Genomic DNA, 26,475 nt, shown 5'->3' with positions numbered 1-26,475 from the left:
AAAAAAGTAAGTAATATGGAGGTGGCTAGATTTGCTCGCTACAATGGAAAATATGGCGCTACTCGATTTATCGGATGAGCTTGCTAGCATGATTCTAAACTCCGAGGAAGTGCAAAACTACAAAAGTGCCAAAGAAGCGTTATTAAATGACGCTAATTCGCAAAAAAATATTCGTCAATTTATACGAATAAAAGAACAATACGAGGAAGTACAGCGGTTCGGCCGGTATCATCCTGACTATAAAGAAGTAACCAGAAAAACTCGCGCTTATAAACGCGAAGTTGATATGGATCAAAATGTGGCAGCTTTTCGCCGTGCAGAGATGGATTTGCAATCTCTCTTGGACGAAATCAGTCTGCTCCTCGCAAGTGCAGTTTCAGAGAATATCAAAGTGCCAACGGGTAATCCGTTTTTTGAAACAAAATCTGCTTGTTCTACAGGTGGATGTGGCAGCGGGGGAGGCTGCGGTTGTTCAGCGTAAAGCTTATCCTAAAAAGAAGGGGCTTAAACAATGGAAAATGATAGACAAGCTATCGTCGTTTGGATGAATCATCTCAAACAAGTTAGATCTTTGAAGCGATTTGGAAATGTGCATTACGTATCGCGTAAGTTAAAATATGCGGTGTTGTATTGTGATATGGCTGAAGTAGAAGATATCTCTAACAAAGTTTCTCGTTTTCATTATGTGAAACGCGTGGAAATGTCTTTCCGCCCGTTCTTAAAAACAGAATACGAATCCAAAAAAGAAATGATGTACGAACACAAAAACGAAGATGTGCAAATCAGTATTTAATCAAAACGGCGAGACTATTTCAACTAGTCTTGCTGTTTTTTTGCATCTATTTATGATAAAGTAAAAAAGACATTGAAGTAAAGGTTGTGGAAAAACATGAGAGTCATTGCAGGAGAACGTAAAGGACACGCTTTAAAAGCTGTTCCAGGAAACAATACGAGACCAACGACAGATAAAGTAAAAGAATCCTTATTTTCGATTATTGGTCCCTTTTTTGATGGAGATATAGTACTGGATTTATTTGCTGGTAGTGGCGGGCTTGGAATTGAAGCATTGAGTAGAGGCGCCGAACGAGCGGTTTTCATTGACCAAGCAACTCTCGCGATTAAAACAATCCGCCAAAACTTAGAAGGATGCCATTTTACAGAACGCGCGGAAGTATACCGAAATGACGCCGAACGAGCACTCAAATTACTCCATAAAAACGAGTGGAAATTCGACCTTGTTTTCTTAGATCCACCATATAAAAAGCAACAATTAGAAAAATTACTAGGAACTTTAGAAAAATTAGAATTAGTTAACGAAAATGGAAGAATTATTTGCGAGCATGACAAAGAAGCTATCATGCCAGATACAATTGGTAAATTCGAGAAAATCAAATCAGTTTCTTATGGTATTACGGTTTTATCTATATTTGAATTTCAGGAGGCGTAGAAATGGGTGACAAAATTGCCGTTATTCCCGGGACATTTGATCCGATTACAAATGGTCACTTAGATATTATTGAACGTGCAGCGAAAATTTTTGATGTGTTATATGTGTCTGTTTTAAACAATTCATCCAAAAAACCACTTTTCACGATAGAAGAGCGAATGGAAATGATCAAACAAGTAACCGCTCATTTGCCAAATGTTCAAGTGGAAAGTGCAAGCGGATTAACGGTTGATTATGCTGCTACGCGCGGGGCTACAGCCATTGTTAGAGGGCTTCGAGCGGCGAGTGATTTCGAATACGAGATGCAAATTGCTTCGATGAACCGAACGCTAAATGCGGATATCGAAACTTTTTTTGTCATGACTAATACGAAATATTCTTTTTTAAGTTCCAGTATGGTAAAAGAAGTAGCGCAGTATCAAGGCGATATCAGCGAACTTGTACCAGAAAGTGTGAACAAAGCAGTACAAGCAAAATTCAAGTAAGTAGGAGATGGACAAAAAATGCGTAAAGAGTGGAAAAAAATAACGGCGATAGTGCTGTTAATTATTATTATAGCGGGCTTTTTTATTCCAGTTCCGTATTATATTTCAAAACCTGGTGGGACCGAAGAACTTGCACCACTCGTTACGGTTGATAACCATCCAAATAAAAAAGACGGTTCGCTCAGTCTAGTAACGATTGCGATGGGAAAAGCAAACATTTATACATATATGACTGCTAAATTTTTGCCATATCATGAGCTAGAAAAAGATAGCGATATCAAATACGAGAATGAAACTGACGAAGAATATAACGTTCGCCAAATGCAAATGATGAACGAATCCAAAAATAATGCCATTCAAGTGGCCTATAAAGCTGCCGATCAAGAAGTAAAAGTCACTTATGATGGCGTATACGTATTAAGTGTAAAAGAGGACGTTCCAGCAGCCGATGTCCTTCACGCTGGCGACCTAATCACAGAAATTGACGGGAATGCGTTTAAATCAAGTCAAGAATTTATTGATTATATCCACAGCAAAAAAGTGGGAGACACAGTCAAAATCAACTATAAACACGGCAACAAAAATGAACAAGCCAATATCAAATTAACAGCAATTGATAAAAAGGGCACTCCAGGAATCGGTATCACGCTTGTGGACGATGAAAAAATCACCGCAGATCCAACGGTGAAAATCGACTCTGAAAAAATCGGTGGTCCATCTGCCGGCTTAATGTTCAGTTTAGAAATTTACAGTCGTTTCCAAAAAGATGATCTTACAGATGGTAAGAAGATCGCCGGAACTGGTACGATTGACCCTGATGGAACTGTTGGTAGAATCGGTGGAATTGATCAAAAGGTTGTTGCCGCAGATAAAAGCGGTGCAAAAATTTTCTTCGCTCCAAATGATCCAATTACCGAAGAGATGAAGAAAAGTGATCCGAGTATTGAAAGTAATTACGATACAGCAGTTAAGACAGCGAAAGACATTGACTCCAAAATGAAAATCGTTCCAGTGAAAACTTTCCAAGATGCTGTGGATTATTTAGAAAAACTACAATAAAAAAGCCGTTTTGTCTACTATAGACAAAACGGTTTTTAATTAAAGATATTTGGCAGTTAATGATTGTTTGTTTTCAAGTAAATCAAGCGGAGCGCCTTCGAAGATAATTTGCCCACCAGCACTTCCGCCTTCTGGGCCAAGGTCGATAATCCAGTCTGCGTTACGAATAATATCGACATTATGTTCAATGACAATAACGGTATTTCCTTTATTTACAAGTGAGTGGATAATCGTTAAAATATGTTCGATATCTGACATATGAAGGCCAGTCGTCGGTTCATCCATAATATAAATCGACCCTTTTTTATGGAGCTCATTGGCGAGTTTCAAACGTTGGCACTCACCGCCTGATAAGGTGCTAAGTGCTTGGCCAAGCGTGACGTAACCAATTCCTACCTCTTCCATTGCCTCAATTTTCTTCAGGATTTTTTTGTCCGTAAAGAAATCGAGTGCTTCTGATACAGTTAGTTCTAACACATCGCTAATGGATTTCCCATTTAGCTTATATTGCAAAACAGAATCTTGGAATCGCTTGCCATGGCAGACTTCGCAAGGTGTGCGAATCGAATCCATAAAAGCTAAATCCATCGTTGTGAAACCGAGTCCTTTACAGTTTTCGCAAGCGCCTTTGGAATTGTAACTAAAGAGCGATGGGCTGACATCATTTTCTTTTCCAAATGCTTTTCGAATCGGGTCCATTATTCCAGTGTAGGTGGCAGGATTGGAGCGAATATTGGCATGAGCAGCTGATTGGTCGATTACTATCGCATCTGGATACTCTTTTAGGAAAACAGAATGAACCAAGGTACTCTTACCCGAACCAGCCACGCCAGTTATTACAGTAAGTACTTCTTTTGGAATGTTGGCTTGAATATCCTTTAGGTTAAAGCGACTACTTTTTTTAGTTATTAAAAAGCCTTTTGGTTGTCGCGGTTGGCTATTAATTGGTAAATGGCGATGGAGGAACTGGCCAGTTAGTGTGTCTGATTTCAGCAAATCTGTGTAACTTCCGACAAACTGAATCTCGCCGCCATGTTTTCCTGCGTGCGGCCCTACATCGACAATATGGTCGGCAATTTTGATTACATCTGGGTCATGTTCCACAACGAGAATCGTATTGCCTTTGTCACGCAATTTCACGAGTAAATCATTGAGTCGGTGGACATCCCGTGGATGAAGACCGATACTTGGCTCATCAAAAATATAAAGCAAATCAGTTAAGCTACTATTTAAATGACGAATCATTTTGACACGTTGTGATTCACCACCAGAAAGAGAAGCCGTTTGGCGGTCAAGTGTCATATAACCAAGACCAATATCAATCAAATGTTGCAATCGTTCTGTGACACTTTTGACCATTGGAGCGGCGATAGGGTCATCAATACTTGCAATCGTTTCTTTTAATTCATCTAATTGCATCGCTGTGAAGTCAGCGATATTTGCGCCATTGATTTTACAAGATAATGCTTGCGCGGAGAGTCTTGTGCCTTCACATGTTGTACAAGGCGCAATATGGGTGAATTTATCGACACGTTTTTTAGTAGAGGCTGACATTTCGCCTTCTTTTTGAATATACAAACGATTGAATTTTGGAATCAACCCTTCATATGTAGCGTTCATGCTTCCCATGGGTGTTTCTAGAAAAACTTTCATATCTTTCCCGTGTAACAACATCTCATATTCTTCGTCCGTATAATCTTTTATTTTTTTATTCACATCAAAAAAACCGGAATAAGCATAGGAATTCCAGTACCATGAATCTACCGAAAACGTCGGAAATAAGATGGCGCCTTCTTTAAGTGATTTATTTGGATCAAGTAATTTGATTAAATCAACCGAAACTTTTTGACCAACACCATGGCAATCAGGGCACATACCAGCGGGGTCGTTAAAAGAAAATAAATTTGCTGTCCCGATGCTAGGCTTGCCGACACGCGAGAAAAGTAATCGCAAAATCGAATTAATATCCGTGATGGTACCAAGGGTGGAGCGGGAATTACCGCCAAGTCGTTTTTGATCAATAATAACAGAGGTGGAGAGGTTTTCAATTGAATCTGCGTCTGGCTGCGTATACTTCGGAAGGAAATTACGAAGATAGGCGCTGTAGGTTTCGTTTAACTGTCTTTGCGATTCTGTGGCAATAGTTTCAAATACAATAGAAGATTTCCCAGAACCAGATACACCAGTAAAAATAGTGATTTTTCGTTTGGGGATATCTAGCGAAATATTTTGGAGATTGTTTTCACGAGCTCCTCTTAATCGAATATATTCTTGTACCATACACATACCTCCTGTTTTTTGAGTCGGACAAATATCTTAGCAAAATAGCCCCATAAAAGTCAATCAAAAACCTTGTAAAGATTACAAGGTTAAAATTGGTGGAATATGAAAGTCGCCAGCTTGATAATTTTCCAGTCCTTTTACGAGTGTATAAATGTTTGTCGCACGTATTTCTTCCTCTAAAAGTCCAGGGGGTGCTTTGGAAACAGTCGTGACAATAGGAAGAGGAATATTTTTCTTATGAAGCGATAAATATTGTTGACCCGTTTTATTCATGCCGAGTATTCGGATGTAAGGGGAGCTAGCTTTACTCTTTACATTTAGTAAAATTTGTAAAGCCGTTCGTTGTAATCGCGCATTACTGTATCGTTTTGTTTTGGTTAATTCTATAAAATCAGAGAAGTTTTGCGCTTTAGTCGCTGCTTGCTGCATTCGGTTTTGAATTCCTTCACTAACGCCGCGGATTCTTTCCAGTTCTTCTGCGCTTGCATGAACTAACCGATATTGCAGGAATGGCCAATAATCTGCCCACGATAAAAATGGTCCCTCATAATTGCGTAAAATAGCTATAGAAGAAACAGGGAGATATTGGCGAGCTTCTTCTAACTTCCCAGCAAGTATTAATTTTCGAATCGCGGTCGCACTTGCGATTTGGTCATGACCCGCTTCCTCGTCGTGGTATCCTGCATGTTCACGAGGAATAGTTTGAAGAGAAATGGACGGGTTTTGTTTCTGAACAGCAAGCGCATAGTGGAAACCGAGAATGTTATTAGGTTTCGTGATATCCAACAAGTTTTGGCCGAACAATTGTTTAAAAGCTTCTGTATAAGCTCTAGCATAAGAAGTTTTCTTATCAACTAACGCCAGCTGAATCGCTTCATCAAAACGGGTTTCGTTTTCGACTACTTTTTTCGCAGCAAATGTAAAATCTTCCGCAACTCCATGTTCACTGCCAAAAAACAGCGTATCGACATGAACAGCATCTAAAATACGAACTGCCTCTTCTGCAAAAATCGTTGCATGTTGTGTCGCAAATGAAACTGGAAGCTCAATAACCATATCAACGCCAGCAGCGAGCGCCATCTTCGCACGTTCCCATTTTGGAATGATTGCTGGTTCACCGCGCTGTACAAACGAGCCACTCATTACAGCTATCACCACATCTGCTTGAGTTAATTCGCGCGCCTTATTTAAATGTAGTTTATGCCCATTATGAAAAGGGTTATATTCCACCACAATTCCAGTTGCTTTCATTTCGGTTCCCTCCTTTAGATAATCTATTTTAGCATAAAATGAAGGCAGTGGTTTTGCTCCCCGAAAAAGCATTGACAAAAGCCTTTAAAAAAGCTATAATATTTTGTGTTGCGCTTGGAGTGATGTAGGATGAAATGGTCTATCAGTCAATTAAAAAAATATCGTGACAGCAACTTCACGATTAATGAAAAAGCTGACCTAAAAAAGTTCTTTCAAGAGAACAATATAGACGTTCGTGATGCAAGCCCCGTAGAAGTAACTGGGGAACTAATTGTACACCCAGAAGAAGTTACTGCTAACCTAACAATGAAAGGTGAGTGGACGCTTCCATGTGCTCGTACATTAGAGGATGTTATTTATCCTTATGAAGTGCATGCGACGGAAACCTTTGTGAAATCCAAAGAACAAGTTCTAGATGAATCTTGGCATGTGATGGAACAGGATATGGTCGATTTAACCCCTGTAGTAGAAGAACTTTTACTTGTTGAAATTCCAATGCAAGTTTTCAGTGAAGACGCACTCGAAATGAGTAATCTTCCACGAGGCAATGAATGGGAAATGAAAACAGAAGAAGGTAACCTACTAGAACAAATAGCAAAAGAACCAAAAGTGGATCCTCGTCTTGCGGGATTAGCCAATTTTTTCGATGAGAAAAAAGAAGACTAAACTCCCCGTGAAGCTGGAATATATTAAGGAATTTATTTTTCTTAGATTAACGATACAAGTACTTAGTTATCGTCAAGGAGGTGTAAGGAAATGGCAGTACCTTTTAGAAGAACTTCAAAAGCCAAAAAGCGTAAGCGTCGTACACACGTTAAACTTCAACTTCCGGGCATGAACGAATGCTCGAATTGCGGCGAATACAGACTTTCCCATCACGTATGCCCAGAATGTGGACAATATGATGGCAAAGATGTAGCAAACAGCTAATATTGTTAAAAGCAGGTGACGTTTCACTTGTTGAAGACGAACCTCGAAAGACGCCATGGGTCTTTCGAGGTTTTTGTTTGCGTACAGAAGTGCAAAAGAATGCTACTTCTGATAAAATAAAAGCATTAACCAATATGGAGCTGAACTAAATGGCGAACCAACTAAAAGTAGGAATTATTGGAGCAGGAGCGATGGGGCTTTTATACGCAGCAAATTTTGCCGATAGATCGGCGCTCACTCTTTTTACACGGAGAAAAGAACAAAGTGATTTATTAAATAAAAAAGGACTTTCTTTAAAGGATCGTTCCGAACTAAAAAATATACATATACAAGCTGCGGAAATAACGGATACGGAAAAGTTATCCGAACAGCAATTATTAATTATTGCAGTTAAACAATATTCACTAAACGCCATTTTGCCAGTACTACAAAAAATCTCGGAACAAGTACCACTACTATTTATTCAAAATGGGGCGGCGCATTTAGATAGCTTAAAGCTACTAGGTGATAAACGAACTATTTTACTAGGTATTAGCGAACATGGGGCAGGACGCGAAGATGATACAACCGTTATTTGGCGAGGTCATGGTCGAACGAAGTATAGCATTTATCAAGGGGAGTTAAGCGACACTCTAACAGACCTACTACATTCGAATCCAAACTTTCCGGTTGAAAAACATGCGAATTATTTAGAAATTATTCAAGAAAAATTATTTATCAACGCCGTAATTAATCCGCTCACAGCAGTTCTTCAAGTTCAGAATGGCAAGCTCCTTGAAAACGAAGAATGGCATGCGCTTTTAAAGGTAATTGTGAAAGAAATACAAACGGTTTTGCCGGTAGAAAATGGACTAGAGAAGGTGGAGGCAATTTGCCAAGTGACAGCACTAAACTTTTCTTCGATGGCGCTTGATCGAATGAATAATCGAATGACTGAAATTGATGGAATCGTGCTACCACTATTAGAAAAAGGAGAGGCACTTCCTACGCTTCGTGCGTTATATCATATAATTAAAGGGTTGGAAGGAGAAAGCGATGTTTGATTGGTTAACTAATTCAACAGCAATGATTATTATTTTACCAGTTGTGGTATTTATTTTGACGATGTTTTTTTCCAGTTTTAAAATAAAGAAAAGCCAGCGGAGAATTATGTTAGCCGCTGACTTATCTACTATTTTCTTGATTATTGCTGTTCATTTTTTCATGATTGTGCTATTTAATCGCTCGTTCTTATTATATATTTTACTGTTTTTATTTATTTTAGGCATTGTGATTGTTGTAATGGCTGCGAAAAAAGAAGGCGAAATACAGTTCCGTAAAATTCTTCGTGGATACTGGCGCCTATGCTTCTTCATTTTTGCATTATTATATGTTGTACTTTATCTTTACGGCATTATTTATAGTCTGATTTTACGTTTTTGAGTAGGTTCGTTTCAATCCATACTTTACTTAAATCAAAATAACCATAAGGGTTTTCAGCAATTCCTTTTATCATGGAATGAAGTGATTGGCTTTTTTCTGGATGATGCAAATAAATTAAATAGTAATTTTCTGTTAGCCAGCGATCAATGTTCGTTTGTAAGACGTCTCTTTTGGAGGCGTCTTTTTCTGTTTTAAACACATCCAGTTTTTCTGTAAGTTCTCTAGTAATGGTTTGATTGAAAAGCTGTTGCGGCAACAGGTAGGGGTTATTTAAGAAGTCTAAATAAGCCATTTCGTCGTCTGCGGCCGGGATTTCTCCCATCATCATGAAGTCGGTTTCTTCTGCTGGGACTTTGGAATAAGAGGCTTCCTGATGGCTAATGATTTTTCGTTCTAAATTGATTCCAAAATCAGTAGCTAGTTCTTGAATCCATTCAGACTCTTTGATAGCTGTGGGGTGTTGGGTCGTTCCAAAAATAACTTTTTCGCCTTGATAGTTTGCTTCTTTTAATAAAGTGTTGATTTTTTCAGGGTGCTTCTTGGGTGGAGTTGATTTTTCGGGATAATAATTAGATGCGACAGTACCATAATTTTCAAAATTTTGTGCGCTTGCTTTTTGACAATCGATGAGATGGTAAATTGCTTCACGAAAAGCTGGGTGTTGGGGAATGCCTTTTCGGTGCGTATTAAAGCAAAGGAAATTAACGCCTACACCAAGTTTGCGTCGTTCTATATAGGCAGGATTTTCCTCGTAATCAACCGAAGTGAACTGCATTGGAATAGTTTTTAAATTATCCCCAGTTTCGGCAGTCCAAAATTCCACACGGTCGAGAATGGGTCTTGCTAAAAAATAGCCATCAAATGCTTCTAAAACTAAACGCTCGTCATTACGCTCTTTAATTCGAAAAGGCCCCGTTGAAATCCATTTATTTTCATCAAAAATAACATCACGTGGCAAAATAGCCATATTTGCTGTGCATAAATAACGAATGAAAAACGCATCGGGCTTTTTTAGACGAACATGGAGGGTGAATTTATTAATGCAGTGAATGGACTTAATTGCTTCCATTTGCCAGAAAGAAACGGATTTGGCTTGCATAGAACGCTTCAAGGTATATTTTACATCTTCGCTATCAAGCATGCGCCCGTGATGAAATAAAACATTTTTTCGTAAGTAAAAGGTCCATTCCGTAAAATCATTCGAAACTTTCCAGTGATGAGCAATGTGGGAGGTAATCTTCTTTTTCTTTTCATCATATTTGACGAGGGAATCACTAATTTGAGTAAGGAGAAATGCCTCCATAGAAACAGAGGTTTGAAGCGGATCTAGGGTAGTGAGTTTGCGGCGAACGATAGAACGAAGAACTTCTTGCTGGTTTTCGGTTACTTGTAAACCGAACATTTGCTGAATTTCAGTAGAGATAGTAGAAAACCAACTTTTAGGGATAGGGAGTTGTAGTAAAAATAAAATATCGCTGAATGCATCCATTGCCAAACTTTGTTCCAAAACCTCCAGGACTTCTACTTCTAGCTGTTTAGGAAAAACAATTTGTGAGACATTTCCGCGTCCTAGTCCAGGTAGATAGGTAAGCCTTTTTTTCGCTTGGTACTGTTGCAATTTTCGCTTGGCATTCTTCGGTGTGCAAAACCAAATAGTGGCCAAGTCGTTTAATTTAAAAGGAACCTTTAAATCGGTACTTCTATTAAATAGATACGCTCGCATAGTGAAATAATCTTTATCCATAACACCACTCCGTTCTAAAAGGGGACAATATCTGACTATGAATACCCTTTTTATATTCGTGTATCCCTTTTATACTAACAGAGAAGTCAGAAAAATTGCAAATGGAGGGAATATCATGTTTAGAGAGTTGCATCCAAATATTCGTGCACGGATATTAATTCAGTTTTTGAGTAAAGTAATCGGTTCGATGATTTTTCCTTTTATGGCGATTTATTTTTCAATGGAGATTAATAGTAGTATTGCTGGGATTCTCTTGATGATGAATGTGTTTGCACAATTTCTTGCTGGTATGTATGGTGGGCATTTAGCAGACTTTATAGGTCGCAAGAAGTTAATGGTCACGGGGGAGTTGCTTAAGGTGTTTGCGTTTCTGGGGATGGTGATTTGCAATTCGCCTATGTTTCATTCGCCGTGGATAACATTCGTGATGTTGCTCGTTATTGGTGTGGCCCAAGGGTTAATTAATCCGGCCGGAGAAGCGATGTTAATCGATGTAAGTACACCGGAGAATCGGTCGTTTATGTATTCTGTTAGTTACTGGGCAAATAATTTATCTATGCTAATTGGAATTATGGTAGGAGGATGGTTTTTTGTAGACTACCTGTTTCCGCTACTAGTTGTCCTGTTCTTCATGTCTTTTGTTACAGCGTGGCTTACAATAAGTTTGATTTCAGAGACTTTGCAGCAGAAGACAATATCACAAAAAGGAACGTACGGATTAATGAAGATGTTTAAAAACTACGGACAAGTATTACATGATTATCGCTTTCTTCTATATACTATTGGTGGAATTGCAATCATGTCAATTGAGTTTCAACGAAGTAATTATATTTCTGTGCGTTTAGCAGAAGATGTAAAAGCGTTACTTGTAAATTTAGGTCCACTCGGGGATATTTCCCTCAACGGGGTTCAAATAGTGAGTGTGCTAACAGCAGTAAATACGCTATGTATTGTGCTTTTTACTGTCCCAATTGCGAGGTTTGTGACGAAAAGGGCGCAACAACCTATTATGTATGTAGGATTTACTTTATTTGCACTCGGGTTCGCTGTTTGCGCTTTTGCGAATAGTTTAGCTGTATTACTTCTAGCAACGGTGGTACTTTCCATAGGTGAATTGCTCTATGTTCCGACCCGTCAAACGATTTTAGCAGCAATTGTGGATGATGATAGAAGGGGTGCATACATGGCATTTAATGGTATTATTTTCCAAATCGGTAAAATGATTGGCTCGGTAAGTCTTGTATTCGCACCTTTTATTGGCAAATATGGAATGGGTGTTTTTACGATTATTCTTGGAATTTTAAGTATCGTGTTTTCGGCCTTAGCTTTAAAATCAGGTTGGGAAAAAGTATTAGCAAAATGATTTTTTGGTTCAAAGTGGGGAATCCCTCCACCGACCCCCACATTGTTTTTTAAGAATAGAAATAGCTGTAAATGGCTTTAAATAAAGGTTTAATCATTCTATGCTTTGGCTGGAATGATTTTTTTTTGCACTTTTTTTAGTTTTGGGTGGTGCGAAGTGGGGAGATGTGGTAAAGTGGTATGTATGAAAGTGGGTGAAGTCTAATGTTCATGGGAGAATATCAACATAACATCGATATAAAGGGCAGATTAATTGTGCCAGCTAAATTCCGTGAGCTTTTGGGGGATAATTTTGTTATAACCCGAGGACTTGATAAGTGTTTATTTGCTTATCCACAAGAGGAATGGAAAAAGCTTGAAGAAAAGCTCCAAACCTTACCACTTACTAAGAAAGATGCTCGTTCCTTTACACGTTTCTTCTTTTCCGGTGCGTCTGAATGTGAACTAGACAAACAAGGCCGGATTAATATTCCATCCAACTTACTACAGTATGCGGATTTGGAAAAAGAAACAGTTATTATCGGGGTTTCTAGTCGTATTGAAATTTGGAGTAAATCAGAGTGGGAAGATGTCTTTAACGAGGCAGAAGAATCTTTTGCTGATTTAGCCGAAAATATGATTGGCTTTGATATTTAAGGGGGTAAACGCATGTTTAAACACGAAACCGTACTACTACATGAAACAGTCGATATGCTTGAAGTAAAACCAGACGGAATCTATGTCGACGCAACACTTGGCGGCGCAGGTCACTCCGAGTATTTACTAAATAAGCTTAATGAAAAAGGGCATTTATTTGCATTTGACCAAGATCAAACAGCAATTGATAACGCAAAAATAAAATTAGCTGATTATAGCGACAAAGTGACTTTTATTAAAGCCAATTTTCGCGATATGAAAGAAGCATTAAATGAGCGTGGTATCGAAGCGGTTGATGGGATTTTGTATGATCTAGGCGTTTCTTCCCCTCAATTAGACGAGAGAGAACGTGGTTTTAGCTACCATCAAGATGCAGCACTAGATATGCGGATGGACCAAGAGCAAGAATTGACGGCAAAAACAGTTGTCAATGAATGGTCTTACCAAGATTTAATTCGTATCTTTTTCCAATACGGCGAAGAAAAGTTTTCTAAACAAATCGCTCGTGAAATCGAACGTCGTCGTGAAGTAAAGCCAATTGAAACAACCGGCGAACTAGTAGACATCATCAAAACAGCTATCCCGGCGCCAGCAAGAAGAAAAGGCGGACATCCAGGGAAACGCACTTTTCAAGCCATCCGAATTGCCGTTAACGACGAACTCGGTGCAGTAGAAGATTCGCTTGAAAAAGCCTTAACTTTATTAAAACCAGGCGGCAGAATTAGCGTAATTACGTTTCATTCTTTAGAAGACCGCATAACGAAGCAATTATTCCAAGAAGCGACAAAAGGACCAGATTTACCACCAGGTCTTCCTGTCATTCCAGATGAATATAAACCAGATTTCAAACTTGCGACAAGAAAACCAATCGTACCAAGTGAAGAAGAACTGGAACAAAATAACCGAGCGCGTTCTGCAAAATTACGCGTAATCGAAAAAATTATGAAATAGCAGGAGTTGAAAAAAAGTGAGCAATGTCGCCTATAAATCGAATCTCGAGCCAAATAGAGTACATAGGGAAGCGGAACAACCTAAAAAACAAATCCTAAAACGTGGTCAAATGACACTTGGAGAAAAAGTAATCATCACGATTGCGCTTGCGATTGTTTTAGTTATTGCTTTTCGTATAATTAGCGTACAAGCCCAAATTTACACAGTGAACCAAGAAATTCAAACAAAAGAAACCAAAATTCTCGAACAACAAAAATCAAATGAAGACTTAAAAGTAGAAGTAAAAGATCTAGGGAGATATGAACGTATTTTAAAAATCGCTAAAGAAAAAGGGTTAAAACTTGATGGCGATAATGTGAAAGTGGTAGATGGTCAATGAAACGGCGTATAGGTAACATGAGAAGGGGAGCTCTTGTGCTTTTTATCTTTTTCACAATTCTCTTTCTCTTGGTTTCTGGCCGTTTTCTTTATTTGCAAATTACGGGAGAAGCAAATGGGGTACCTCTTGCAGCAAAAGCATCCAAACAACATTTAAAAAGCAGTGTTCTCGAAGCAAAGCGCGGCTCCATATTAGATCGTAAAGGAGAAGTGTTAGCGGAGGATACGGCTTCTTACACGATTGCAGCGGTTGTTAGTGACAAACTTTCCAAAACAACGAAAAATCCAATGCGTGTCGTTAATGAAGAAAAAACGGCGCAAGTTCTTGCTAAATATATTCCTATGGATGAATCTGATATTCTTGATAAACTGAACGAAAAAGGAAAATATCAAGTCGAATTCGGTTCCGCTGGGAAAAATATTTCTACAGAAACAAAGGCAAAAATCGACAAAGAAAAATTACCAGGCATTGAATTTACTCGCCAATCAGAACGTTTTTATCCTAATGGAACATTCGCGACACAACTAATTGGTTTTGCGCAACAAGAAGAAGAGAAGAATACTACAATTTTAGAAGGTAAAATGGGTATCGAGTCCCGTTATAACGATATTTTAACAGGTAAAAACGGTAAGATTGATTACAGTACAGACAGAATGGGCTATATTTTGCCTAATTCTAAAAATAAAGTAACCGAAGCAAAAGATGGCAAAGATATTACGCTGACGTTAGATAAAAAAATTCAAACCTTTTTAGAAGACACGATGACCACAGTTGATGCAAAATACAAACCAAAAAACATGATGGCTGTTGTAGCTGATCCAAAAACAGGCGAAATTTTAGCTATTAGTCAACGTCCTTCTTTTAATCCAGCTGATCGGTCTACTATTACTGGAAATAGTTCTAGTATTTGGCAAGATTTGCCTGTTGAGTACGCTTATGAGCCAGGATCGGTAATGAAAATCATCTCCCTTGCTTCTGCGATTGATACAAATGTCTATAATCCGAATGATTACTATCAATCTGGTTCTTATAGAGTTGGCGATATCGCAATTCATGACCATAACAACGGAAATGGTTGGGGTTCTATTACGTACCGCGAAGGTGTGGAGCGCTCTAGTAACGTTGCATTTGCCAAACTTTTAAACAAAATGGGAACTGATACATTTAAAACATATTTAGACAAGTTTGGCTTTGGGAAGAAAACCGGTATTGCTTTACCGAATGAAACTAATGGAAAGATTCTATATAACTATCCAATTGAAAAAGTTACAACTGTTTTCGGACAAGGAACAACCGTTTCAATGATGCAAATGATTCAAGCAGCGTCAGCTATCGCAAGTGATGGCACGATGAAAGAACCTTATGTTGTTTCAAGTGTTAAAGATCCAAACACAGGTGAAACAACGGATACTAAAACAAAAATCGCTGGTAAACCAATTAGTGCCGAAACCGCTAAGAAAACACGTGACGAATTAAAAAACGTTATTAGCGGACAAAATGGTACAGGTAAATTATATGCGATTCCTGGATACGATGTAGCAGGCAAAACCGGTACATCACAAATTCCAGATCCAAAAACAGGTAAATACATGACTGGCGCAGATAATTATATATTTTCCTTCTTAGGAATGGCACCAGCGGATAATCCAGAGTTAGTTATTTACGTAACGATGCAACAACCACAATTATCTGGTAGCCAAACAGGCGGCGAAGCAGTATCAGAAGTTTTTAACCCTGTCATGAAGAATAGCCTACAATATATGAACATCAAACCAGGCGAGGTAGAAAAACTGGCTTCTGAAAAAGTACCAGTTTTAGCAGGTAAAACAGTAGATGAAGCTAAAAAAGCAGTGCAAGATAAAGGATTGGAACCAATCGTTGTCGGTAACGGCAAAAAAATTGTCCAACAACTGCCACAAGCAAACACCGAAATCCTGCAAGGACAAAAAGTTATTTTAATGACAGATGGAGACATGACTGCGCCTGACATGGTAACTTGGTCGAAAGATGATGCACTGAAAGTTTCTGAAATAACCGGCATTCCATTTGAATTTACTGGAAGTGGTTATGTGAAGAGCCAGAGCGTTTCTGCGGGTAGCGTGATTAATAGTGAAACGAAAATGAAACTAACTCTCGCTCCGCCAGAAGAAATTGGTGATTTTAATCAAAATCATGATCAAGATACGGCAGAAAAAAATAAAAAAGCAACTGACATCCAAGAGAATGCCGGTATCGGTGATTTGCTCAATTAATAATAGGAAGATAGAAGTATGTCAGCTTTACAAAGTGGCATACTTCTAACTTTAAATGCAATCTGTGTCTTTTGTCGTGGTAGATATAGTTTGTTGTTTTTGCTAAGATAGAAAAGGATTCTTTTTGGTTTTAGCAAAAATAACAGGAAGAATAAGTTTGAGGAGATGGCAAGAATGAAGTTAAATGAACTAATGCAAGCTATCCCGGTTTATACTGGCGAGGCAAGTGAAACAATCGAAATTAGCCATATCGCCCAAGATAGTAGAAAAGTAAAACCTGGGACATTGTTTATTTGTATAGACGGAGAATTAGTGGATGGACATCAATTTGCGTCACGTGCAGTAGAACTCGGAGCTGTAGCAATTATCGCGGAAAATCAATTAGATGTATCGATTCCTGTCATTTATGTAAGAGATTCCAAACGCGCTATGGCGATGCTAGCCGATTATTTTTATGGTTCACCAACCCAAGCATTAAAACTCGTTGGGATTACTGGGACGAATGGTAAGACGACCGTGAGCCACTTAGTCGAACAAATCGTGCGCGAAAATGGGGAGCAAACGGGTCTTATTGGCACAATGTATCGCAAAATTGGCGACCAAATTTTAGAAACAAAAAATACAACACCAGATAGCCTCACCTTACAAGAAACATTCCGCGACATGCTACTTAGTGGCGTGAGTACTGCTGTGATGGAAGTATCCTCGCACGCACTTGTTCAAGGTCGCGTATACGGGTCAGATTATGATGTTGCTGTATTTATGAATTTATCTCAAGACCATCTAGATTATCACCACACAATGGATGAATATGCTAATGCGAAAAGTTTGCTGTTTGCGCAACTGGGCAATAGCTACCATACAAGTAATCCAAAAATGGCTGTATTAAATGCAGATGATGCAGAAAGTGTGCGTATGCAAACAGCGACCGCTGCGCACGTTATTACTTTCGGAATTAAACAGCAAGCGGATTTTAAAGCAAGTAACATCCAAATCACAAGCCATGGTTCCACCTTTGATTTAGCGACACCGGTTGGTGAATATACCGTAAAAATAAAAATGATTGGTAATTTTAGTGTTTATAACGTTTTAGCTGCGATTGCAACTAGTTTCGCACTACATATTCCGATTGAAAAAGCCATTGCGACGCTAGAGACTATTCCAGGTGTCAAAGGCCGTTTTGAACTCGTTAATGCAGGGCAAGCATTTCCTGTCATTGTTGATTATGCCCACACACCGGATGGCTTGTTAAATGTGCTAGAAACAATTGCTGAATTTGCAGAAAAACGTGTTTTTGTCGTTGTTGGCTGTGGTGGTGACCGTGATAAAGGGAAACGACCACAAATGGCGAAAATTGCTGTAGATTATTCGACAAACCCTATTTTTACATCAGATAATCCGCGTAGTGAAAATCCACATGCGATTATTGAAGATATGATTCAAGGTGTTCCAGAGAGTGATTCTTATGTTGTTCACGAAAACCGCCGAGATGCGATTCGTTTTGCAGTAAATGAAGCAGAAGCAGGGGATGTTATTCTAATTGCTGGAAAAGGTCATGAAGATTATCAATTGATTGGTGATGAGGTTATCGATTTCGATGATCGCGTAGAAGCTCGAATAGCTATTGAAAAAAAACTCGGACTCGCATAAAATATGAAGTGAAGTGCTTTGACAAACAGATTGGGGAGAATTTATTGTGTCTTTATACATGTTAGTATCAACATTTGCAGTGGCTTTTATCATTACGGTGATAGGTGTCCCACTATTTATACCATTTTTGGTGAAATTAAAATTCGGCCAAAGTATTAGAGATGAAGGTCCGAAAATGCATGAAAAGAAATCAGGAACACCGACAATGGGTGCTGTTGTTTTCATTACCGCTATGCTTATTAGCTTCTTGGTCTTTTCTTTCATCAGTGGTGAAGTTAGTGCGGCTACGTGGCTACTATTTATCGCGCTGGCATTATTTGGCGCATTAGGTTTTCTGGACGATTATATCAAAGTAGTTCAAAAACGTAATCTAGGCCTGACTTCCAAACAGAAGTTTTTAGGGCAAGTGGCGATTTCGATTTTATTCTATCTGGTATATCATTTTAATGGTTTTGCTGAGACGCTTAATATTCCATTTACGAATATAGAAGTAGACCTTGGCTGGTTCTTTGTTATCTTTATTTTGTTCTGGTTAGTTGGTTTCTCCAATGCAGTTAATTTAACTGATGGTTTAGATGGCCTTGTTTCTGGGCTTTCTGTCATTGCATTTTCTGCTTTTGGTGTCATCGCATTTTATCAAGAACAAATGGATGTTGCGATTTTCTGTTTTGCGATTGTGGGCGGTATGCTTGGATTTCTACTATTTAATAAAAATCCAGCGAAAATCTTCATGGGAGATACTGGTTCGCTTGCACTCGGCGGAAGTATCGCTGCAATTTCTATTTTAGTTCATCAAGAATGGCTGTTACTTTTAATCGGAATTATTTTCGTTATTGAAACAGCATCTGTTATATTGCAAGTATTTTATTTTAAGGCAACTGGAGGGAAACGGATTTTCCGTATGACACCAATTCATCATCACTTTGAACTTGGTGGCTGGTCAGAATGGCGTGTTGTTTTAACGTTCTGGGGAATCGGATTAATCGGAGCAATTATTTCTGTCTGTGTAGTCATTTTTTAAATAATGCGCCGTAATCTTTTTGCGGCAAAAGCGTCTCTAGTTAGCTGTTTTTTTACAGAATCTGGTTGGCGCTTTCCGTCGTTTTTGTGAAAATCATAAATTCGACCGCCAATTTTGATATAAATGGGGGAACCAAAGGAAATGAAAAAAATTGAAATGTACCATCACAAAAAAGTACTTGTCTTGGGTCTTGCAAGAAGTGGTGTTAGCGCGGCAACAATTATGCACAAACTGGGAGCGTTTGTCACAGTTAACGATCAAAAGCCTTTTAGCGAGAATCCAGAAGCACAAGGGTTACTTGAGCAAGGCATCAAAGTCATTTGCGGTTCGCACCCAATTGAACTTTTGGATGAAGGATTTGAGCTTGTCATAAAAAATCCTGGAATTCCTTACAACAACCCAATGATTGAAAAAGCGTTAAAACTTAAAATTCCAGTCATTACAGAAGTGGAATTAGCTTATCAAATATCTGAAGCGCCAATTGTTGGTATTACAGGAACAAATGGTAAAACAACAACGACAACAATTATCCACCATATGTTAAATGCGCACAAAGAAAATAGTTCTTTACTCGCAGGAAACATCGGTTTTCCGGCATCCGCAGTTGCAGAAAATGCGACCAGTGATCAATATATTTCGATGGAGCTATCTTCGTTCCAATTAATGGGAGTAGAAACATTTAAACCACATATTTCTGTCATCACGAATATTTATGAAGCACATTTAGATTATCATACAGATCGTAGTGAATATGTTCAGGCAAAATGGCATATCCAAAAAAATCAAACAGCAGATGATTTCCTGGTCATTAATTGGGATCAGGAAGAGCTTAAAAACCTAACAAAGCAAACAAAAGCACAAGTTATCCCGTTTTCAACAACACAACGTCTTGGTCAAGGTAGTTATGTGCAAAATGGCAATATTATGTTCAATGATGAAGTGATTGGTGCACGTGATAATATTCTACTTCCAGGAGAACACAACTTAGAAAACGTACTTGCTTCCGTGGCAGTGGCGAAAACATTAGGCGTTACTAATGAAGAGATTATGCATGTGCTAGAAACGTTTAAAGGCGTAGAGCACCGGACACAATTTGTTGTAGAATGGCAAGGTCGTAAATTCTATAACGATTCGAAAGCAACGAATATTCTTGCAACTCAAAGTGCATTAAAAGGGTTTAAAAATCCAGTTGTGTTACTAGCTGGTGGTTTAGACCGTGGTAACTCATTTGACGAATTACTACCATTTTTCAAAAATGTAAAAGCGTTAATCGTCTTTGGCGAAACAGCTGATAAAATCGGTCGCGTTGGGAAAATTGCTGGGATTGATGTAAATTATGTGGATAATGTCGAGGCAGCCGTTCCAGTGGCATACCGCGAATCAGCACCAGGAGATATTATCTTACTTTCACCAGCATGTGCGAGTTGGGATCAATACCGAACATTCGAAGTTCGTGGGAATGCATATATGGACGCAATCGCTGAGCTAATAGAAGAGGTGGAAAAATGAAAGTAGCAATAAGTGGTGGCGGTACTGGTGGACATGTTTATCCAGCGCTTGCCCTCATCAGAGAATTAAAAAAAGTTCATCCTGAAGCAGAATTCTTATATATCGGAACAGAAAAAGGTTTAGAAGCTGGAATTGTTAAACGGGAAGGTATTCCGTTTGAAGCAATTGAAATTACTGGATTCAAACGTTCATTATCATTAGAAAATATTAAAACAGTAATGCGTTTTCTGAGCGGCGCGAAAAAAAGTAAACAAATTTTGCGCGATTTCAAACCGGATGTCGTTATCGGAACAGGGGGCTATGTTTGTGGCCCGGTGGTTTACGCAGCCGCAAAACTAAAAATTCCTACTTTAATTCATGAACAAAATAGTGTGGCTGGATTAACGAATAAATTTTTAAGTCGTTACACAGATAAAGTAGCTATTTGTTTTGAAGAAGTAAGTGATTCTTTTGCATCGGAAAAAATTGTTTTTACTGGTAATCCACGTGCTTCTGAAGTGGTAGGTGTAGACTCAGAAGGTGCACTGGAAGCTTACGGACTGGTTTCAGGAAAGCCAACTGTACTTGTTTTTGGAGGCAGCAGAGGGGCTCGCGGCGTGAATGAAGCGGTAGAAGCTATTTTGCCAGCATGGAATAATCGTGATTTTCAGCTACTTTATGTAACTGGGGATGTCCACTATGAAAAAATAAAAGATTCTTTGGCGGAGTTAAATTTAGGTAATCATATTAGCGTTCAACCATTTATTTATGATATGCCCAAAATTTTAAACGCTGTGACCTTAGTAGTTTCAAGAGCTGGAGCGACAACACTAGCAGAACTGACAGCGCTTGGGGTTCCGAGTATTTTGATACCTAGTCCCTACGTGACAGCAAATCACCAAGAAAACAACGCTCGCGCTTTAGAAAAAAATAATGCTGCAATTGTAATAACAGAAGCAGAATTAAAAAATACGGATTTAATGACGACGGTTGATTCGATTTTGAATGACGAAACAAAACTAAATGGTATGAAGCTCAGCGCTAAACAAATGGGTCGTCCAGATGCTGCATCGAAATTAGTAGAAGCAGTTCTTAGCATTATGAAGTAGATTGCAGAAAGGAGCGAATAAAATGGCTGAAAATAAACGAGTAATTTCAATTGAAAATCGCATACCAGAACTTAAAAAATACCGCCAAAAAAAATTAATACGACACTTAGCCATTTTAATCGGAATTTTTGTGATTTTGATCGCCATTACGCTTTATTTCCTTTCACCACTCAGTAAGTTGGATAAAATTGCAGTAAGCGGTAATAAACAACTTACTGAAAATGAAGTACGAAAAGAAAGTGGACTTGAAGTTGGGGAGTTTGTCCTCGGTATAAGAAATGGAAAAACCGAAGATAGGCTTAAAAAAAATACCCTGATTAAAGACGCTACTGTGTCTAAAGAAGGTTTAAATGATGTTCAAATCAACATCACCGAATTTAAAACGATAGGCTACCAACAAGAAGATGGGAAATACTACGATGTACTGGAAAGTGGAATTATGCTAACAGATCAACCGAGACAATTTCCAATCGGCAACGATTTGCTATTCCAAAATTTTAAAAATGGAAAAACACTTGAAAAAATGGTAGCGCAAATTAATAAACTGCCAAAAGACGTCGTTAGTTCCATATCGGAAGTGATTTATAGCCCAACAAAAAGTGACCAAAATCATATTGAATTATATATGAATGATGGTAATCAGGTCTCAGCAGATATTAGTACCTTTGCCGAGAAGATGCAACATTATCCAGCCATTGTCGCTCAACTTGCTAAGGGCCAAAAAGGTGTTATCGATATTGAAGTAGGTTCTTATTTCCAAAGTTATTACCAACAGAATGCCGAGAAAAAAGCAGCCGAAGAAGCAGCTAAAGAGAAGAAAGAAACAAATGAATAATATTTTTTTCTTCTCGTCAACTTTTGGCAAATTTATAGATAACAGTTGTTTCAAAAAGGTAACAAAAGGATGACCTTGAGCTAAGAGATACCAACACTTGTTCGCTTTTTGAATAAAATGAAAAAAATATCTTAAGAATTTGCCAAAAAATGCTCTTTGTGCTTTTATTACCTTCTTTCTTAGTGTAGACTGTAAATAAGTGATTTTGTATGTTAGGCAGAATGGGCAATCATTCTACACTGACGCCATAAAAATAAAGAAATTTCATAGCTTTTCAAGAAAGTTAAAAAACCGGCTTTTGCTCGGTATAAAAAAAGAAATAAATACATGTTAAATGACTAGAATAAAAGGAGGTGCCGATAAATGGGTGATAGCGAAATTTATGTAAGTTTAGACATTGGAACAGCTTCTGTCAAAGTAATCATCGCAGAAATGGCTGACGATAGACTCAATATTATCGGTGTTGGGAATGTCGAATCTTCCGGAATTAAAAAAGGGATTATTATCGACATAGACAAGACTGTAGAATCCATTAAAAAGGCAATTGAACAAGCAGAGAGAATGGTTGGCGTTGAAATTTCTCAAGTAATAGTTGGGGTAGTATCGAGTCAAGTGCATTTAGAAGCTTGCCGAGGAATTGTGGCAGTAGGTAGCGAAAATCGCGAAATTACAGATGAAGATGTCTGGAATGTAATGGATGCAGCTCAGGTTGTTCCTCTATCTCCTGAAAGAGAAATTATTAACACTATTCCAGATCAATTTGTTGTAGATGGCTTAACTGGAATTACTGATCCGCGTGGAATGATTGGTGTACGTCTAGAAATGGAAGGCACTTTAATCACTGGTTCAAAAACAATTTTACATAATACATTACGTTGTGTGGAACGTGCAGGACTTGAAATTTCTGATATTGCTTTACAACCACTTGCGGAGGCATCCATTTCCTTATCAGAAGATGATAAAGAATTTGGAACAGCACTCGTGAATGTTGGTGCAGGAACTACAACTGTTAGCGTGTTTGAACAAGGACGGCTAACTTATACTGGTGTTATTCCAGTTGGTGGAGATAATATTACGAAAGATTTATCGCTTGGACTTAACACATCTACTGCAAATGCCGATCGCGTTAAATTGGATCATGGCTATGCATTTTATGATGATGCTTCTCCAGATGAAGTTTTTGCTATTGATGTTATCGGTAGTGACCAAAAACAACATTTTACACAAGTAGAAGTAGCAGATATTATCGAAGCGCGTATGGAAGAAATTTTCCAATTAGTAGTGGAAGAACTTACTCGTGTCGGTAAAACGCATCTTCCAGGAGGTTATGTACTAACTGGTGGCTCGATGGCTATTCCAGGCGCAATTGATTTGGCTGGAAAAACCTTAGCAGCGCACGTTAGACTAGCCATTCCGGATTATATTGGTGTTCGGGAACCTTCCTTTACAACTGCAGTAGGTTTAATTAAATACGCTTACCAAATGGCTGAATTAGAAGGACGCGACGTAAGCAGTTCGGCAAGCGAACCTCGTTACGATGATGAAGCACCAAAACAAAAGCAACCTAAACCAAAACAAAAGAAATCAGATGACGAAAAAGTATCAACGAAAATGAAGAATTTTTTCGGCGCATTTTTTGAATAAAAGCGAATAGCTGATAGTCTAGCAAGAAAATCGTATCGTATAAATCGGCAAATAGGAGGCAATAATATGTTAGAATTTGACACTAGTTCAGAAAGTTTGGCAACAATTAAAGTAATCGGTGTTGGCGGTGGCGGTAACAACGCTGTAAACCGTATGATTGAGCATGGTGTTCAAGGAGTAGAATTTATCTCCGTTAATACAGACGCTCAAGCACTTAACTTAGCAAAAGCAGAAACAAAATTACAAATCGGTACAAAATTAACGCGTGGTTTAGGCGCAGGAGCTGTACCTGAAATTGGTAAAAAAGCTGCAGAAGAAAGCCGCGAACAAATTGAAGAAGCTTTAAAAGGCTCTGATATGGTATTCGTGACTGCTGGAATGGGCGGCGGAACTGGAACTGGTGCTGCACCTGTTATCGCTCAAATCGCAAAAGAAATGGGCGCTCTAACTGTAGGTGTTGTTACTCGACCGTTTGGTTTTGAAGGACCAAAACGTACGAAACAAGCCTTAACTGGAACAGAAGCAATGAAAGAAGCGGTAGATACGTTAATTGTTATCCCTAACGACCGTCTACTTCAAATTGTGGATAAAAATACCCCAATGCTTGAAGCTTTCCGTGAAGCAGATAATGTTTTACGTCAAGGTGTACAAGGTATTTCTGATTTGATTGCCGTACCTGGTTTAATTAACTTAGACTTTGCCGATGTAAAAACAATTATGACTAATCGTGGTTCTGCCCTTATGGGAATCGGTATTGCAACTGGTGAAAACCGTGCTGCTGAAGCTGCGAAAAAAGCAATTTCGTCTCCACTTCTTGAAACTTCCGTTGACGGAGCAAAAGGGGTCCTAATGAATATTACAGGCGGATCTAACCTAAGCCTTTATGAAGTACAAGAAGCAGCAGAAATCGTATCAAGTGCATCTGATGAAGATGTAAACATGATTTTCGGTTCTGTTATTAATGACGAATTAAAAGATGAGTTGATTGTAACGGTTATTGCAACAGGTTTTGATGAAGAAAAGCAAGCGCAACAACAAGCGCAAGCAAATCGCCGTCCAAATCAATCTATCCAAGTAAATCGTCCTAATTATGCTGTACAAGAAGAACAACAAAATGATTACGCACAAAATGCGCCACAACAAGCAAATGCACCAGTTCATGAACAACAAGCTGAACCACAACAAAATAGTTCAGATGTTGATGTACCAGCATTTATCCGTAACCGTAACCGTCGCGGATAATACTTATAACACAATTTCACCCGGCCACTTTTGAAATATTGCCAAGTGACCGGGTATCTGATTATAACAAGAAACGTTTTAAATAAAGCGCTTCGGGAATTATATAAGGTGATTAAAAAATGACAAAACAAGCTAATTTACAAAAAGTAACGGCACAAATAGAGCGTGCCTGTGAAGAGAGTAATCGTCAGGCGAAGGATGTAACGTTAGTAGCTGTGACAAAAACAATTGATGCTGCTGGAATCACAGAGCTTTATGATTTAGGTATCCGTCACTTTGGTGAAAATCGTGCAGATGTTTTTCAAGAAAAAACAGTAGCACTTGCAGATAAAGAAGACATTTGTTGGCATTACATTGGTTCTTTGCAAACACGTAAAGTAAAAGATGTTTTACCAAAAATCGATTATTTGCATTCGCTTGACCGATTATCGCTAGCACAGGAAATCGAAAAGCGAGCTACTAAACCAGTAAAATGTTTCCTTCAAGTGAATATTTCTGGTGAGGAAAGCAAACATGGTTTTTCAAAAGAAGAGGCGCTACCTTTTTTACAAGAAGCGAATTTTACGTTTATTGAGATTGTTGGTTTAATGACAATGGCACCTATTACAAATAGCGACATAGAGCTGCATCACGTATTTCATGAGTTAAAGCAATTGCAGCAAGAAATTCATGCGCTTCAGTTAAACAATATTTCGTGTACAGAGTTATCCATGGGGATGACGAATGATTATGGAATAGCAATTACAGAAGGTGCAACATTTATACGAGTAGGAAGAGCTTTGGTGAGTGACGATAATATGGAGGTGTAACAAATGGGACTATCGAATAAATTTAAGTCATTCTTTTTCTTAGATGAAGAAGAGGAATATTATGAAGAGGAAGTAGCGAGGGAACCAGAACCTATGCAAAAGAAAACGAAGAAAGAAAAACCAAATAAAAATCGTTTTTATGCAGTAGAAGAAGATGATGCGAAGGTGGTTAGTATGCAGGGAGCTCAGTTTTCTAGTCGTATGGTACTTGCTGAACCGCGTGTTTATGCAGAGGCACAAGAACTTGCGGATTATTTGAAAGAATATAAATCGGTTGTTGTAAACTTGCAACGTATTAGCCATGATCAAGCGACACGTATTGTCGATTTCTTGAGCGGAACAGTATATGCATTAGGTGGAGATATTCAACGCGTTGGCAATAATATTTTCTTATGTACTCCAGACAATGTGGAAGTGGATGGCTCTATTTCCGAAATGCTTGATGAACAAAACTTTATGTGATGAAGTAGAGGTGT

The 26,475-nt window shown here is 38.5% G+C and carries 26 protein-coding genes; 23 read left to right on the top strand and 3 right to left on the bottom strand.

Annotated features, from left to right (window positions below; all coding sequences use genetic code 11):
• Positions 1-31: 31 nt before the first annotated feature.
• The 5 genes from HRK21_RS02120 to HRK21_RS02100 all read left to right on the top strand — a co-directional run bounded on the left by HRK21_RS02120 (position 32) and on the right by HRK21_RS02100 (position 2,991).
• The gene (locus HRK21_RS02120; RefSeq protein WP_003739426.1) at positions 32-481 is read left to right on the top strand and encodes a YlbF/YmcA family competence regulator; all 450 of its coding nucleotides are present in this window, start codon (positions 32-34) and stop codon (positions 479-481) included.
• Positions 482-511: 30 nt separating this feature from the next.
• Positions 512-793, top strand: a complete 282-nt coding sequence (locus HRK21_RS02115) for a YlbG family protein (protein WP_003726138.1) — start codon at positions 512-514, stop codon at positions 791-793.
• Between the two features lie 96 nt (positions 794-889).
• Positions 890-1,447, top strand: coding sequence for a 16S rRNA (guanine(966)-N(2))-methyltransferase RsmD (rsmD, locus tag HRK21_RS02110; RefSeq protein WP_003739425.1), 558 nt, complete (start codon positions 890-892; stop codon positions 1,445-1,447).
• Between the two features lie 2 nt (positions 1,448-1,449).
• Positions 1,450-1,932: a pantetheine-phosphate adenylyltransferase gene (gene coaD, locus HRK21_RS02105; protein WP_070006015.1), complete on the top strand. Its 483-nt coding sequence runs from the start codon at positions 1,450-1,452 to the stop codon at positions 1,930-1,932.
• An 18-nt stretch (positions 1,933-1,950) separates the two neighbouring features.
• On the top strand, positions 1,951-2,991 hold the full coding sequence (locus tag HRK21_RS02100) for a SepM family pheromone-processing serine protease (protein WP_070006014.1): 1,041 nt from the start codon (positions 1,951-1,953) through the stop codon (positions 2,989-2,991).
• A gap of 39 nt (positions 2,992-3,030) precedes the next feature.
• On the opposite strand, the gene HRK21_RS02095 is transcribed toward HRK21_RS02100, so the two are convergent.
• Both HRK21_RS02095 and HRK21_RS02090 read right to left on the bottom strand, forming a co-directional pair.
• Entirely contained in the window at positions 3,031-5,271 is a 2,241-nt protein-coding gene (locus HRK21_RS02095) for an ATP-binding cassette domain-containing protein (protein WP_070006013.1), read from the bottom strand.
• 81 nt (positions 5,272-5,352) lie between these two features.
• The gene (locus tag HRK21_RS02090; RefSeq protein ID WP_070006012.1) at positions 5,353-6,525 is read right to left on the bottom strand and encodes a nucleotidyltransferase; all 1,173 of its coding nucleotides are present in this window, start codon (positions 6,523-6,525) and stop codon (positions 5,353-5,355) included.
• A 129-nt stretch (positions 6,526-6,654) separates the two neighbouring features.
• Between HRK21_RS02090 and HRK21_RS02085 the strand changes: the two genes are divergently transcribed.
• The 4 genes from HRK21_RS02085 (at position 6,655) to HRK21_RS02070 (ending at position 8,877) form a co-directional block, all read left to right on the top strand.
• The gene (locus tag HRK21_RS02085) at positions 6,655-7,191 is read left to right on the top strand and encodes a YceD family protein (RefSeq protein WP_003739420.1); all 537 of its coding nucleotides are present in this window, start codon (positions 6,655-6,657) and stop codon (positions 7,189-7,191) included.
• A gap of 90 nt (positions 7,192-7,281) precedes the next feature.
• Positions 7,282-7,455 (top strand): 50S ribosomal protein L32, encoded by a 174-nt coding sequence (gene rpmF, locus HRK21_RS02080; RefSeq protein ID WP_003726143.1) that lies wholly within the window; start codon positions 7,282-7,284, stop codon positions 7,453-7,455.
• A 149-nt stretch (positions 7,456-7,604) separates the two neighbouring features.
• A complete protein-coding gene (locus HRK21_RS02075) occupies positions 7,605-8,498 on the top strand; it encodes a 2-dehydropantoate 2-reductase (protein WP_069887899.1) in 894 nt (297 codons plus the stop codon).
• Positions 8,491-8,877: a DUF3397 domain-containing protein gene (locus HRK21_RS02070; RefSeq protein ID WP_003739418.1), complete on the top strand. Its 387-nt coding sequence runs from the start codon at positions 8,491-8,493 to the stop codon at positions 8,875-8,877. The genes HRK21_RS02075 and HRK21_RS02070 overlap by 8 nt, the downstream gene beginning before the upstream one ends.
• Here HRK21_RS02070 and HRK21_RS02065 read toward each other — a convergent pair.
• Positions 8,849-10,621 carry an SgrR family transcriptional regulator gene (locus HRK21_RS02065; RefSeq protein WP_069887900.1) on the bottom strand — a complete coding sequence of 591 codons (1,773 nt, stop codon included), beginning with the start codon at positions 10,619-10,621 and terminating at the stop codon, positions 8,849-8,851. The genes HRK21_RS02070 and HRK21_RS02065 overlap by 29 nt on opposite strands.
• Before the next feature lie 115 nt (positions 10,622-10,736).
• Between HRK21_RS02065 and HRK21_RS02060 the strand changes: the two genes are divergently transcribed.
• The 14 genes from HRK21_RS02060 to HRK21_RS01995 all read left to right on the top strand — a co-directional run bounded on the left by HRK21_RS02060 (position 10,737) and on the right by HRK21_RS01995 (position 26,461).
• The gene (locus tag HRK21_RS02060; protein WP_070006011.1) at positions 10,737-11,984 is read left to right on the top strand and encodes an MDR family MFS transporter; all 1,248 of its coding nucleotides are present in this window, start codon (positions 10,737-10,739) and stop codon (positions 11,982-11,984) included.
• Between the two features lie 203 nt (positions 11,985-12,187).
• Positions 12,188-12,619, top strand: coding sequence for a division/cell wall cluster transcriptional repressor MraZ (gene mraZ, locus HRK21_RS02055; RefSeq protein ID WP_014093376.1), 432 nt, complete (start codon positions 12,188-12,190; stop codon positions 12,617-12,619).
• Positions 12,620-12,631: 12 nt separating this feature from the next.
• Positions 12,632-13,570, top strand: coding sequence for a 16S rRNA (cytosine(1402)-N(4))-methyltransferase RsmH (rsmH, locus tag HRK21_RS02050; RefSeq protein ID WP_003739415.1), 939 nt, complete (start codon positions 12,632-12,634; stop codon positions 13,568-13,570).
• Between the two features lie 16 nt (positions 13,571-13,586).
• Positions 13,587-13,949, top strand: coding sequence for a cell division protein FtsL (gene ftsL, locus HRK21_RS02045; protein ID WP_003739414.1), 363 nt, complete (start codon positions 13,587-13,589; stop codon positions 13,947-13,949).
• On the top strand, positions 13,946-16,201 hold the full coding sequence (locus HRK21_RS02040; RefSeq protein WP_070006010.1) for a penicillin-binding protein: 2,256 nt from the start codon (positions 13,946-13,948) through the stop codon (positions 16,199-16,201). Before ftsL ends, HRK21_RS02040 begins: the two co-directional genes overlap by 4 nt.
• 174 nt (positions 16,202-16,375) lie before the next feature.
• On the top strand, positions 16,376-17,851 hold the full coding sequence (locus HRK21_RS02035) for a UDP-N-acetylmuramoyl-L-alanyl-D-glutamate--2,6-diaminopimelate ligase (protein ID WP_003739412.1): 1,476 nt from the start codon (positions 16,376-16,378) through the stop codon (positions 17,849-17,851).
• A gap of 46 nt (positions 17,852-17,897) precedes the next feature.
• Entirely contained in the window at positions 17,898-18,872 is a 975-nt protein-coding gene (mraY, locus tag HRK21_RS02030; RefSeq protein WP_069891207.1) for a phospho-N-acetylmuramoyl-pentapeptide-transferase, read from the top strand.
• Positions 18,873-19,013: 141 nt separating this feature from the next.
• Complete coding sequence (gene murD / locus HRK21_RS02025; RefSeq protein WP_070006009.1) at positions 19,014-20,381, top strand: UDP-N-acetylmuramoyl-L-alanine--D-glutamate ligase; 1,368 nt, start codon at positions 19,014-19,016, stop codon at positions 20,379-20,381.
• A complete protein-coding gene (gene murG / locus HRK21_RS02020; RefSeq protein ID WP_070006008.1) occupies positions 20,378-21,469 on the top strand; it encodes an undecaprenyldiphospho-muramoylpentapeptide beta-N-acetylglucosaminyltransferase in 1,092 nt (363 codons plus the stop codon). Before murD ends, murG begins: the two co-directional genes overlap by 4 nt.
• 22 nt (positions 21,470-21,491) lie before the next feature.
• Positions 21,492-22,304: a cell division protein FtsQ/DivIB gene (locus HRK21_RS02015; protein ID WP_069887907.1), complete on the top strand. Its 813-nt coding sequence runs from the start codon at positions 21,492-21,494 to the stop codon at positions 22,302-22,304.
• A 363-nt stretch (positions 22,305-22,667) separates the two neighbouring features.
• Positions 22,668-23,948, top strand: a complete 1,281-nt coding sequence (gene ftsA / locus HRK21_RS02010) for a cell division protein FtsA (protein ID WP_003728335.1) — start codon at positions 22,668-22,670, stop codon at positions 23,946-23,948.
• Between the two features lie 66 nt (positions 23,949-24,014).
• Positions 24,015-25,190 (top strand): cell division protein FtsZ, encoded by a 1,176-nt coding sequence (gene ftsZ, locus HRK21_RS02005; protein WP_003739407.1) that lies wholly within the window; start codon positions 24,015-24,017, stop codon positions 25,188-25,190.
• Positions 25,191-25,309: 119 nt separating this feature from the next.
• Positions 25,310-25,999, top strand: a complete 690-nt coding sequence (locus HRK21_RS02000) for a YggS family pyridoxal phosphate-dependent enzyme (protein ID WP_070006007.1) — start codon at positions 25,310-25,312, stop codon at positions 25,997-25,999.
• A gap of 3 nt (positions 26,000-26,002) precedes the next feature.
• A complete protein-coding gene (locus HRK21_RS01995; RefSeq protein ID WP_003724067.1) occupies positions 26,003-26,461 on the top strand; it encodes a cell division protein SepF in 459 nt (152 codons plus the stop codon).
• Positions 26,462-26,475 lie beyond the last annotated feature (14 nt).

This window comes from Listeria monocytogenes (genome assembly GCF_013282665.1).
GTDB classification, from domain to species: Bacteria; Bacillota; Bacilli; order Lactobacillales; family Listeriaceae; genus Listeria; species Listeria monocytogenes_C.
Note: the sequence above shows the minus strand (reverse complement) of the source record. Positions and strands in the feature narration are given on the sequence as shown.

Excerpts from the sequence above, each read along its gene's own strand:
- HRK21_RS02115 (WP_003726138.1), top strand. The coding sequence starts at position 512 with ATGGAAAATGATAGACAAGCTATCGTCGTTTGGATGAATCATCTCAAA.
- rsmD (WP_003739425.1), top strand. The coding sequence starts at position 890 with ATGAGAGTCATTGCAGGAGAACGTAAAGGACACGCTTTAAAAGCTGTT.
- coaD (WP_070006015.1), top strand. The coding sequence starts at position 1,450 with ATGGGTGACAAAATTGCCGTTATTCCCGGGACATTTGATCCGATTACA.
- HRK21_RS02100 (WP_070006014.1), top strand. The coding sequence starts at position 1,951 with ATGCGTAAAGAGTGGAAAAAAATAACGGCGATAGTGCTGTTAATTATT.
- HRK21_RS02095 (WP_070006013.1), bottom strand. The coding sequence starts at position 5,271 with ATGGTACAAGAATATATTCGATTAAGAGGAGCTCGTGAAAACAATCTC.
- HRK21_RS02090 (WP_070006012.1), bottom strand. The coding sequence starts at position 6,525 with ATGAAAGCAACTGGAATTGTGGTGGAATATAACCCTTTTCATAATGGG.
- HRK21_RS02085 (WP_003739420.1), top strand. The coding sequence starts at position 6,655 with ATGAAATGGTCTATCAGTCAATTAAAAAAATATCGTGACAGCAACTTC.
- rpmF (WP_003726143.1), top strand. The coding sequence starts at position 7,282 with ATGGCAGTACCTTTTAGAAGAACTTCAAAAGCCAAAAAGCGTAAGCGT.
- HRK21_RS02075 (WP_069887899.1), top strand. The coding sequence starts at position 7,605 with ATGGCGAACCAACTAAAAGTAGGAATTATTGGAGCAGGAGCGATGGGG.
- HRK21_RS02070 (WP_003739418.1), top strand. The coding sequence starts at position 8,491 with ATGTTTGATTGGTTAACTAATTCAACAGCAATGATTATTATTTTACCA.
- HRK21_RS02065 (WP_069887900.1), bottom strand. The coding sequence starts at position 10,621 with ATGGATAAAGATTATTTCACTATGCGAGCGTATCTATTTAATAGAAGT.
- HRK21_RS02060 (WP_070006011.1), top strand. The coding sequence starts at position 10,737 with ATGTTTAGAGAGTTGCATCCAAATATTCGTGCACGGATATTAATTCAG.
- mraZ (WP_014093376.1), top strand. The coding sequence starts at position 12,188 with ATGTTCATGGGAGAATATCAACATAACATCGATATAAAGGGCAGATTA.
- rsmH (WP_003739415.1), top strand. The coding sequence starts at position 12,632 with ATGTTTAAACACGAAACCGTACTACTACATGAAACAGTCGATATGCTT.
- HRK21_RS02040 (WP_070006010.1), top strand. The coding sequence starts at position 13,946 with ATGAAACGGCGTATAGGTAACATGAGAAGGGGAGCTCTTGTGCTTTTT.
- HRK21_RS02035 (WP_003739412.1), top strand. The coding sequence starts at position 16,376 with ATGAAGTTAAATGAACTAATGCAAGCTATCCCGGTTTATACTGGCGAG.
- murD (WP_070006009.1), top strand. The coding sequence starts at position 19,014 with ATGAAAAAAATTGAAATGTACCATCACAAAAAAGTACTTGTCTTGGGT.
- murG (WP_070006008.1), top strand. The coding sequence starts at position 20,378 with ATGAAAGTAGCAATAAGTGGTGGCGGTACTGGTGGACATGTTTATCCA.
- HRK21_RS02015 (WP_069887907.1), top strand. The coding sequence starts at position 21,492 with ATGGCTGAAAATAAACGAGTAATTTCAATTGAAAATCGCATACCAGAA.
- ftsA (WP_003728335.1), top strand. The coding sequence starts at position 22,668 with ATGGGTGATAGCGAAATTTATGTAAGTTTAGACATTGGAACAGCTTCT.
- ftsZ (WP_003739407.1), top strand. The coding sequence starts at position 24,015 with ATGTTAGAATTTGACACTAGTTCAGAAAGTTTGGCAACAATTAAAGTA.
- HRK21_RS02000 (WP_070006007.1), top strand. The coding sequence starts at position 25,310 with ATGACAAAACAAGCTAATTTACAAAAAGTAACGGCACAAATAGAGCGT.
- HRK21_RS01995 (WP_003724067.1), top strand. The coding sequence starts at position 26,003 with ATGGGACTATCGAATAAATTTAAGTCATTCTTTTTCTTAGATGAAGAA.